The organism is Streptomyces sp. PKU-EA00015 (genome assembly GCF_013387495.1).
Classification (GTDB): domain Bacteria; phylum Actinomycetota; class Actinomycetes; order Streptomycetales; family Streptomycetaceae; genus Streptomyces.
In genome coordinates, this window is sequence record NZ_JABZEE010000090.1 from 1 (window position 1) to 7,930 (window position 7,930).

10 protein-coding genes and 7 tRNA genes are annotated in these 7,930 nt (G+C 72.0%); 10 read left to right on the forward strand and 7 right to left on the reverse strand.

Annotated elements, in window-relative coordinates; all coding sequences use genetic code 11:
* Positions 1–740: SCO7613 C-terminal domain-containing membrane protein (locus tag HW130_RS33930; protein ID WP_177153625.1), on the forward strand; the 740-nt coding region annotated here is incomplete at its 5' end.
* 47 nt (positions 741–787) lie between these two features.
* Here HW130_RS33930 and HW130_RS33935 read toward each other — a convergent pair.
* Positions 788–859, reverse strand: a tRNA-Val gene (locus HW130_RS33935).
* Positions 860–913: 54 nt separating this feature from the next.
* On the reverse strand, positions 914–1,405 hold the full coding sequence (locus tag HW130_RS33940) for a TIGR02611 family protein (protein ID WP_177153626.1): 492 nt from the start codon (positions 1,403–1,405) through the stop codon (positions 914–916).
* A 190-nt stretch (positions 1,406–1,595) separates the two neighbouring features.
* Here HW130_RS33940 and HW130_RS33945 point away from each other — a divergent pair, with 190 nt between their 5' ends.
* Positions 1,596–2,009 (forward strand): SsgA family sporulation/cell division regulator, encoded by a 414-nt coding sequence (locus HW130_RS33945; RefSeq protein WP_003959770.1) that lies wholly within the window; start codon positions 1,596–1,598, stop codon positions 2,007–2,009.
* Between the two features lie 192 nt (positions 2,010–2,201).
* Entirely contained in the window at positions 2,202–2,759 is a 558-nt protein-coding gene (locus HW130_RS33950; protein WP_177153627.1) for a CGNR zinc finger domain-containing protein, read from the forward strand.
* A 64-nt stretch (positions 2,760–2,823) separates the two neighbouring features.
* On the opposite strand, the gene HW130_RS33955 is transcribed toward HW130_RS33950, so the two are convergent.
* Together HW130_RS33955 and HW130_RS33960 are read right to left on the reverse strand one after the other, a co-directional pair.
* A complete protein-coding gene (locus tag HW130_RS33955; protein WP_177153624.1) occupies positions 2,824–3,024 on the reverse strand; it encodes a hypothetical protein in 201 nt (66 codons plus the stop codon).
* Positions 3,025–3,108: 84 nt separating this feature from the next.
* Positions 3,109–3,534, reverse strand: coding sequence for a hypothetical protein (locus HW130_RS33960; protein WP_177153628.1), 426 nt, complete (start codon positions 3,532–3,534; stop codon positions 3,109–3,111).
* A 166-nt stretch (positions 3,535–3,700) separates the two neighbouring features.
* On the opposite strand from HW130_RS33960, the gene HW130_RS33965 reads away from it, so the two are divergent.
* Positions 3,701–4,225 (forward strand): DsbA family protein, encoded by a 525-nt coding sequence (locus HW130_RS33965; protein WP_177153629.1) that lies wholly within the window; start codon positions 3,701–3,703, stop codon positions 4,223–4,225.
* Positions 4,226–4,233: 8 nt separating this feature from the next.
* Here the strand turns inward: HW130_RS33965 and HW130_RS33970 are convergent, their stop codons facing one another.
* The 3 genes from HW130_RS33970 to HW130_RS33980 are packed head-to-tail and all read right to left on the reverse strand — an operon-like array spanning position 4,234 to position 7,021.
* Positions 4,234–5,076, reverse strand: a complete 843-nt coding sequence (locus HW130_RS33970; RefSeq protein WP_177153630.1) for a GNAT family N-acetyltransferase — start codon at positions 5,074–5,076, stop codon at positions 4,234–4,236.
* A gap of 59 nt (positions 5,077–5,135) precedes the next feature.
* Entirely contained in the window at positions 5,136–5,966 is an 831-nt protein-coding gene (locus HW130_RS33975; protein ID WP_177153631.1) for an aminotransferase class IV, read from the reverse strand.
* Entirely contained in the window at positions 5,963–7,021 is a 1,059-nt protein-coding gene (locus tag HW130_RS33980) for a chorismate-binding protein (protein WP_177153632.1), read from the reverse strand. The genes HW130_RS33975 and HW130_RS33980 overlap by 4 nt, the downstream gene beginning before the upstream one ends.
* Positions 7,022–7,210: 189 nt before the next feature.
* Between HW130_RS33980 and HW130_RS33985 the strand changes: the two genes are divergently transcribed.
* The 6 genes from HW130_RS33985 (at position 7,211) to HW130_RS34010 (ending at position 7,759) form a co-directional block, all read left to right on the forward strand.
* Positions 7,211–7,283: transfer RNA gene (locus HW130_RS33985), tRNA-Gly, on the forward strand.
* Between the two features lie 36 nt (positions 7,284–7,319).
* A tRNA-Cys gene (locus tag HW130_RS33990) sits at positions 7,320–7,393 on the forward strand.
* A 1-nt stretch (position 7,394) separates the two neighbouring features.
* Positions 7,395–7,466 (forward strand) — tRNA-Val (locus HW130_RS33995).
* Positions 7,467–7,488: 22 nt separating this feature from the next.
* A tRNA-Val gene (locus HW130_RS34000) sits at positions 7,489–7,557 on the forward strand.
* A gap of 19 nt (positions 7,558–7,576) precedes the next feature.
* Positions 7,577–7,648: transfer RNA gene (locus HW130_RS34005), tRNA-Val, on the forward strand.
* 39 nt (positions 7,649–7,687) lie between these two features.
* A tRNA-Val gene (locus tag HW130_RS34010) sits at positions 7,688–7,759 on the forward strand.
* Positions 7,760–7,930 lie beyond the last annotated feature (171 nt).

Here is a 7,930-nt window from a genome sequence, read left to right on the forward strand (position 1 = left end):
GGCTGCCGCCGCACCGCGCGGCCCTCGTGCTGCTGCTCGTCCCCGCGGCGGCCGCCCTGGCCGGCGCGCGCCTCGGCCGCCACCCCGTGGCCCTGCCGATGGAGGCCACCGCGGCCGGGGCCGGCGCGGTCGCCGTGCTGCTCGCCGCCGGACACCTCCCCGCCCTGGCTCTGGTGCTGGCCCTGTGCGGCGTGATCGCCGCGGGAACAGCGGTGCGGGCCGAGCGCCGCCCGGCCGCCGGATACGTCGCCGCGGTGCTGTTCGTGCTCGCCACGTGGGTGCGTCTGTCCGCCTCCGAGGTGGCCTCGCCCGAGGCGTACACGCTGCCCGTCACGGTCCCCGCCCTGGTGATCGGCGCGCTGCGCCGCCGGCGGGACCCGCAGGCGTCGTCGTGGACGTCGTACGGTCCCGGCCTCGCGGCGACCTTCGTGCCGAGTCTGTTCGCGGCCTGGGGCGACGAGCACTGGCTGCGGCCGCTGCTGCTGGGCGTCGCCGCGCTCACCGTCACGCTCGTGGGTGCGCGGCTGCGGCTGCAGGCGCTGCTGGTGCTGGGCGGCGCGGTGCTCGCGCTGGACGCCCTCCACGAGCTCGCCCCGTACGTGGTCCAGGTCGTCGACGCGCTCCCCCGCTGGCTGCCCCCGGCGGTGGCGGGTCTGCTGCTGCTCGCGGTCGGCGCCACGTACGAGCAGCGGCTGCGGGACGCGCGCAGGCTCAGGGAGAGCCTGGGCAGGATGCGCTGAACGCCGAAGGCCCCGGAGACTGGTGTCTCCGGGGCCTTCGGTCCGGGTGGGCGATACTGGGTTCGAACCAGTGACCTCTTCGGTGTGAACGAAGCGCTCTCCCACTGAGCTAATCGCCCGGGCGCACCGCAAACATTACCCCATGTCAGCGCGTCCCCAGGACCACTGCGAGGTCACTGGTCGATCTTCCACGGCATCACGATGCCGAACTTCCACAGGTAGATGCCGACGAGCACGGCGACGATCACCAGGCCGACCGTCGTGAGGATGATGTTCCGCCGCCGGACCTTGGGATCGAGCGCGCGCTGGGCGGCCTCGGTGACCTTGCGCTTGGTCCAGCGCAGCACCAGCTGGGCCCAGACGAACTCGGTGGCCCAGATCGCCATGCCGGCGAAGATCACGAACCAGCCGGGGCCCGGCAGCACGAGCATCGCCACGCCCGCGCCGACGACCGCGAGGCCGACGACGAAGACGCCGACCTGCCAGCTGATGTGCAGTGTTCTCGACCGCTTGATGTAGTGCGGCGCCCGCGATCCGAGCTCCCGCTCGTCGTCCCTCGCCGCCTCCTGGGCCGGCTGCGCCGCGCCCGTCGTCACGTCCCCCGTCGCGGGGGCGGAGGCCGCGGCCGCGACCGCCTCGTCCCGCTCGTCACTCTGCGCATTCATAACGCCCAACTTACCCGATCGAACACCGTCACCGGATTGGCCGTATAACACAAAGTAATGCACGCCCGTACGAGCGACCCGAGGGATCGCAAAACGGTCAGAGGGGTTTACAACGGCACCGTAGGTGGCATGTCGATTTCGCCGACGTGCGAATCCCCGAGCGCACACTGAGCGAAAGGCCCTGGCGCTTATGAACACCACGGTCAGCTGCGAGCTGCACCTGCGCCTCGTTGTATCGAGCGAGTCCTCACTGCCTGTACCCGCGGGCCTGCGGTATGACACGGCCGATCCCTACGCCGTGCACGCCACCTTCCACACCGGAGCCGAAGAGACGGTCGAGTGGGTCTTCGCCCGCGACCTCCTCGCAGAGGGGCTGCACCGCCCCACCGGCACGGGCGACGTACGAGTCTGGCCGTCCCGCAGCCACGGCCAGGGCGTCGTCTGCATCGCCCTCAGCTCCCCGGAGGGCGAAGCCCTCCTGGAGGCCCCGGCGCGGGCCCTGGAGTCGTTTCTCAAGCGGACGGACGCCGCGGTGCCACCGGGCACCGAGCACCGGCATTTCGACCTCGACACGGAGCTCTCGCACATCCTGGCCGAAAGCTGAGCCAGGCGAAAAGCCGCCCGGCGCCGTCCGTCTCGGGGAGACGGCGCCGTGCGGAGAATTCCCATACAGCCGGCACCGGTGCCGTCGTCACGGAATCCATCGTGACGACGGCGCTGCTGCGATCCCGGCACGAACCGCTAGAGTCGGCGCAATTCGGCGGGCACCGGCCCGCGGCCGGCCAGGGAGCGAATCGTGCTGATCCCCCACGACACCCGTATCGCCCTCGACACCGTCGTCGATCTGGTGAACACCGCACCGGAGGGCGACCAGGAGGACGGACTCGCGGACGTCGCGGCGCTCGACGAGTTCGTACGGAGCCACCACGTCAGCGACGTGGGTGATCTGGGACAGAAGGACCTCGCCGCGATGCAGGGCGTGCGGGACCGCTTCGCGGAGGTCTTCGCGGCGCGGGACAGCCGCACCGCGGCAGAACTGATCAACCAGCTCGTCGCGGCTGCCGGCACGACGCCGCAGCTCACCGACCACGACGGCTACGACTGGCACGTGCACTACTTCGCGCCGGGCGCCTCGGTGGCGGACCATCTCGCGGCGGACTGCGGGATGGCGCTGGCGTTCATCGTGGTCTCGGGCGAGCAGGAGCGGCTGCGGCGCTGCGAGGCGCCGGACTGCGGTCGTGCCTTCGTCGACCTCTCGCGCAACCGGTCACGGCGTTACTGCGACAGCCGCACGTGCGGGAACCGGCTGCATGTCGCGGCCTACCGCGCCCGCCGCAAGGAAGCCGCCGGCTGACGGGCGGGCGGCCCGCCCCCATCCGCGCCCCGGTCGTCTCCGGCCACCGAGGGCACAGGACGGGTCACAGCAGGAACAGGTCGTGCACCGCGCCCATCAGCAGCAGCACCCCGATCACGCCGAGGAAGATCATGAGGGGCGGCTGGGAGAGCGCGAACAAGCAGCCGCGCGGCTCTGGGGTCGGTGCGGGGGCCTGGCCCCGGGAGGTATCGAGCATCTCGGGGCCGATCATGACGCAGCGCGCCACGGCGTGATCGACCAACACACCTCGAGCGCGCGCTAGTTCATCACATCCCGTCCAGCCGCGCGGCAGGGTCCGGCGGCCGCGCCCGGTCCGGGCCCACGGGCACTAGATGCCGTGCTTCTTCAGGATCGCCTCGATGTCGCTGAAGTCGTCGGCCGCGGTCGCCTTCGGCGCCGCGGACGGACGCGCACCGTCGAGAGCCGGCCTGGACGCGCCGGACTCGGCGGCGGAGCGCTGCGACGCGGCGGCGGCCTTGCGCTCACGGCGGCTGCCTCCGGACCGCCGTTCGACGGCACGGGTGGTCATGAACAGCAGCCAGGCGCCGCCGAGCAGGCCGAAGCCGAGCCAGGCCGACGGGCTGAAGGCCGTGTCCACGAGCCACTGGACGGCCCCGGTCAGCACCAGGCCGACGGGGACCAGGGAGTACGCGGCGATTCGGGTCGCGGCGAGGAAACGCCTGCGGTACGCCGTGATCGCGGCGATGCCCAGGCCCGCCGCGGACACCGCGGGACAAATGGTCTCGGCAAGCATCCGGTCCTCCAGGCATCGGCGGGCACGAGGTGTTACGTCCCTTCCATCCTGCACCGTCCCCCTGACCGCGGGCCATGCCCGGCGGCGACCTCAGGGGGATCTCGGGGCCGGTCTCCTCCTGCGGTCCCGGTTGGGTACGCCGGCGACCGGCTGGAAGACTGGCCCCATGAGCGACTCCACCACCGCCCGCGCCGTCGTCCTCGACGTCTGGTGCGAGCTCCAGTGCCCCGACTGCCGTACCGCCCTGGAGGACCTGCGGGCCCTGCGCGCGCGGTTCGGCGACCGGCTGGAACTGCGGCTGCGGCACTTCCCCCTCGACAAGCACAAGCACGCGTTCTCCGCCGCCCAGGCCGCGGAGGAGGCGGCCGAGCAGGGGAAGGCCTGGCCGTACGCGGAGGCCGTGCTGGAGCGCACCGATGACCTGGCGGCGCGGGGCGAGCCCGTGCTTCTGGAGGTGGCGCGCGAACTCGGCCTGGACGCCGAGGAGTTCGACACCGCCCTGATCGACGGCCGGCACATCCTGATCGTCGACGCGGACCAGGCCGAGGGCAAGGCGATCGGAGTGACGGGCACGCCGACGTACGTCATCGGCGGCGAGCGCCTCGACGGCGGAAAGAGCCAGGAGGGGCTGCGCGCGCGGATCGAGGAGATCGCCGAGCGGCTGCTCGGGGAGCGGACGGACACCCCGTAGCCCCGCGGTCACAGGAGCCGCTTGACGAAGTTGTGGTGCGTGGTCCGGTAGCCGAGGGACTCGTAGAGGCGCTGCGCCGGGGTGTTGCCGGCGAAGACGTGCAGACCGATCAGCGTGTTGCCGGCGGCACGGGCGATGCGCTCGGCGAGCAGCATCAGGGCGCGGCCGTAGCCCCTGCCGCGGTGCTCCTCGGCCACCTCGACGTCGAAGACGTAGGCCCCCTGCTCCCCCGGGCGCACGTCGTGCCGCGTCGCGACCCAGACGCGTCCCACCACGGTGTCCTCCGCGACCAGGCAGTACAGCTCGGCGCCCGGCGTCGCCAGACCTTCCGGCAGCAGGGTGCGGTGGAGGTTCTCCGAGCGGGTGAGGGCCTCCTCGCGCAGCACTCCCCTGGCGATCCACTCCTCGGCGTAGTGCGCGACCGCCTTGGAGCGCCACCGGTCGAACTCGGCCTCGTCCATGGGCCGTGCCTCGACCGCGCCGGGCAGCGGGGGCGGACCGTCCGGCAAATCCTTGAGCATGTTTCGGCCGCGCTCGGTGTAGCCGAGGGCGGAGACCATGCGCAGGGCAGCGGTGCCGTCGGCCGGGACGGAGGTGCGGGCCTCGGTGCAGCCCCAGCCCCGCAGCACCTCCTCGGCGGCGAGCGCGGCGACGGTGCCGCGGCCGCGCCGTCGGTCCGCGTCGTCGATGGTCAGGGAGCGTACGTAGCCGACCGAGGGGCCGGTCCCGGCGTCCGTCGCGAGGAGGACGGAGCCGACCGGCCGGCCGTTCACACAGACGTCGTACGCCCGCGAGGCGGCGCCGGACTCATCACGCTGTATCGGCCCGGTGGGCCGCAGGGTTGTGGTCATCGGGGACTTTCTACCTGCCCCGCGGCCGTCCGACACCACGTTTTCCGACGGGCCTGCTCCTACGGCGACTTGGGGTCCGGGTCGGCGGCCGCCCGCTCCTCGAAGACGCGCATCGCCTTCGTCGTCACGGGGCCGGGGGCCTGCCCGATCTCGCGGCCGTCGATGCGGACGACGGCCTGCACGTCGCGGAGGGTGGAGGTCAGGAAGACCTCCTCGGCCCGGTCGAGCACGTCGAGCGGCAGGTCCGTCTCCTTGGCCCCCGTCCACTCCACGGTCAGGGCACGGGTGATGCCCGCGAGGCAGCCGGAGGAGACCGGCGGGGTGTGCAGTTCGCCGTCGAGGACGACGAAGACGTTCGAGCCGGTGCCCTCGCAGAGCTGCCCGACGGTGTTGGCGAACAGCGCCTCGGAGGCGCCCTGCTGGTGCGCCCGCGCCAGGGCGACGACGTTCTCGGCGTACGAGGTGGTCTTCAGGCCGGTCAGCGCGCCGCGCTCGTTGCGCGTCCACGGGACGGTGATCACGGCGGTGGTGTCGGGCCTGCGGCCGCTCTCGCCGAGGGCGACGACCAGGGTCGGGCCGGCGTCGCCGCGGTCGGAGCCGAGCGGCGAGAGCCCTCCGGTGTAGGTGATGCGCAGGCGCCCGAGCGGCATCGGGTTGGCGTCGAGGACGGCGGCGCAGGCGCGGCGCACCTCGTCGTGGTCGGGCTCGGGCAGGCCGAGGCCGCGGGCCGAGCGCGTGAGCCGTTCCAGATGGCGGGTGAGGGCGAAGGGCTGCCCGTGGACCGCCTTCACGGTCTCGAAGATGCCGTCGCCCACGGTCATGCCGTGGTCGAGGACCGACACCCGGGCGTCCTCGGCGTCCTTGAGCTCGCCGTTGACCCAGAGCTTCATCCAGCTGTCCTTCCGCTTGCCTCGTACGCACCCGACGCTACCGCGAGCAGCCGGGACGCCTTCAGTTCGGTCTCGTCCCACTCGCGCTCGGGGTCGGAGCCCCAGGTGATCCCGGCGCCGGTGCCGAAGTGCAGTGCGGGGCCGTCCGGGGCCCGGCGGTCGATCCAGAACGTGCGTATGCCGACGGCGAGCTCGCCGGTGCCGCGGTCGGCGTCGACCCAGCCGATGCCTCCGCAGTACGGGCCGCGGGGAGAGGTCTCCAGCGCCTCGATGATCTTCAGTGCGCTGGACTTGGGGGCGCCGGTGACCGAGCCGGGCGGGAACGTGGCCGCCAGCAGCTCGCTCCAGCCGGCCTGCGGGGCGAGCTCGCCGCGCACGGTGGAGACGAGGTGGACCAGCCCCGGGTGCGGCTCGATCGCGCAGAGTGCGGGCACGCTCACGCTGCCGGTGGCGCAGACGCGGCCGAGATCGTTGCGGACGAGGTCCACGATCATCACGTTCTCGGCGTGGTCCTTCTCGAGCAGATCCTCGGCGGTCCGGCCGGTGCCCTTGATCGGTCCCGACTCGACGGTGCGGCCGGCGCGGCGCAGATACAGCTCGGGCGACGCGGTGGCGATCTCGACTCCATGCGCGGGGAGACGGATCGTCCCTGCGTACGGGGCGGGGTTGCCCCGGGCCAGCAGCGCGGTGAGCTCGTCGACGTCGGCGCCGTCCGGGTCGGGCAGCGGCGCGGAGAGTACCCGGCACAGGTTCGCCTGGTACACGTCGCCGGCCGCGATGTGCTCGCGGATGCGCTGTACGCCGGCGGTGTAGGAGACGCGGTCCAGCGACGAGGTCCAGTCCCCGGCGGCCGGGCCCCGCCACCGTCCGGGCACCGGCTCGGGCACCGGCTCCGTACGGACGTCGCCGAAGCGGGCGCAGGTCAGCCGCCCCTCGAAGTCCGCGGCGACGGCCCAGAACCCGGAGGAGTCCAGAGCAGAGGGGTCGCTGGTGACGTCCCGGAGGTCGGTGGCGACGAGGGGGCCGAAGCGGGCCAGAGGAGCGAGGGCGTGCACGTCTGTGAGTCTATGACCGGCGGGGATGGGGCGGGGAAGAGCGGCCGGTCGCCCGCCTCCGAGCCGCCGATGAGCTGCCGCGACGCGCACACACCTCAGCACGCTGCACAAACGCGTTTTTGTACTGGCCCGGGAATCCGCTAGAGTTCAACACGTCGCCGGGACGCGCAAGCGAAACGGAAACGACAGGCGGACGTGGCTCAGTTGGTAGAGCATCACCTTGCCAAGGTGAGGGTCGCGAGTTCGAATCTCGTCGTCCGCTCGAGAATGGGGGGTCTTCCCGACCCCCCGCACTCCGGGTGGAGTGGCCGAGAGGCGAGGCAACGGCCTGCAAAGCCGTCTACACGGGTTCAAATCCCGTCTCCACCTCCATGGACGATTAGCTCAGCGGGAGAGCGCTTCCCTGACACGGAAGAGGTCACTGGTTCAATCCCAGTATCGTCCACTGGTCCGCAAGGATCCCCGCGCGATTAGCTCAGCGGGAGAGCGCTTCCCTGACACGGAAGAGGTCACTGGTTCAATCCCAGTATCGTCCACTGGTCCGCAAGGATCCCCGCGCGATTAGCTCAGCGGGAGAGCGCTTCCCTGACACGGAAGAGGTCACTGGTTCAATCCCAGTATCGCGCACGCAGCACCTCGCAGTACGCCGCAGCAGTGCGGTGACCTGCGCGATTAGCTCAGCGGGAGAGCGCTTCCCTGACACGGAAGAGGTCACTGGTTCAATCCCAGTATCGCGCACCGTCCGAAGCCCCGGCCGTCTCGACGGCCGGGGCTTCGTCGTGTGCGGGCGCGTCGTCCGCCGGCTGTTCCGTGCCATGAATCCCTCTCCGGCCGCCGGCCCGGGCGCGCCCGGGCCGGCGGTGAGGGCCGTGGTCAGCCGTGCGGAGGGACCTGTGTCAGGGAGCCGTT

Bases quoted from the DNA above. Each gene is read 5' to 3' on its own strand.
- HW130_RS33945 (WP_003959770.1), top strand. From the start codon at position 1,596: ATGAACACCACGGTCAGCTGCGAGCTGCACCTGCGCCTCGTTGTATCG.
- HW130_RS33965 (WP_177153629.1), top strand. From the start codon at position 3,701: ATGAGCGACTCCACCACCGCCCGCGCCGTCGTCCTCGACGTCTGGTGC.
- HW130_RS33960 (WP_177153628.1), bottom strand. From the start codon at position 3,534: ATGCTTGCCGAGACCATTTGTCCCGCGGTGTCCGCGGCGGGCCTGGGC.
- HW130_RS33940 (WP_177153626.1), bottom strand. From the start codon at position 1,405: ATGAATGCGCAGAGTGACGAGCGGGACGAGGCGGTCGCGGCCGCGGCC.
- HW130_RS33970 (WP_177153630.1), bottom strand. From the start codon at position 5,076: ATGACCACAACCCTGCGGCCCACCGGGCCGATACAGCGTGATGAGTCC.
- HW130_RS33975 (WP_177153631.1), bottom strand. From the start codon at position 5,966: ATGAAGCTCTGGGTCAACGGCGAGCTCAAGGACGCCGAGGACGCCCGG.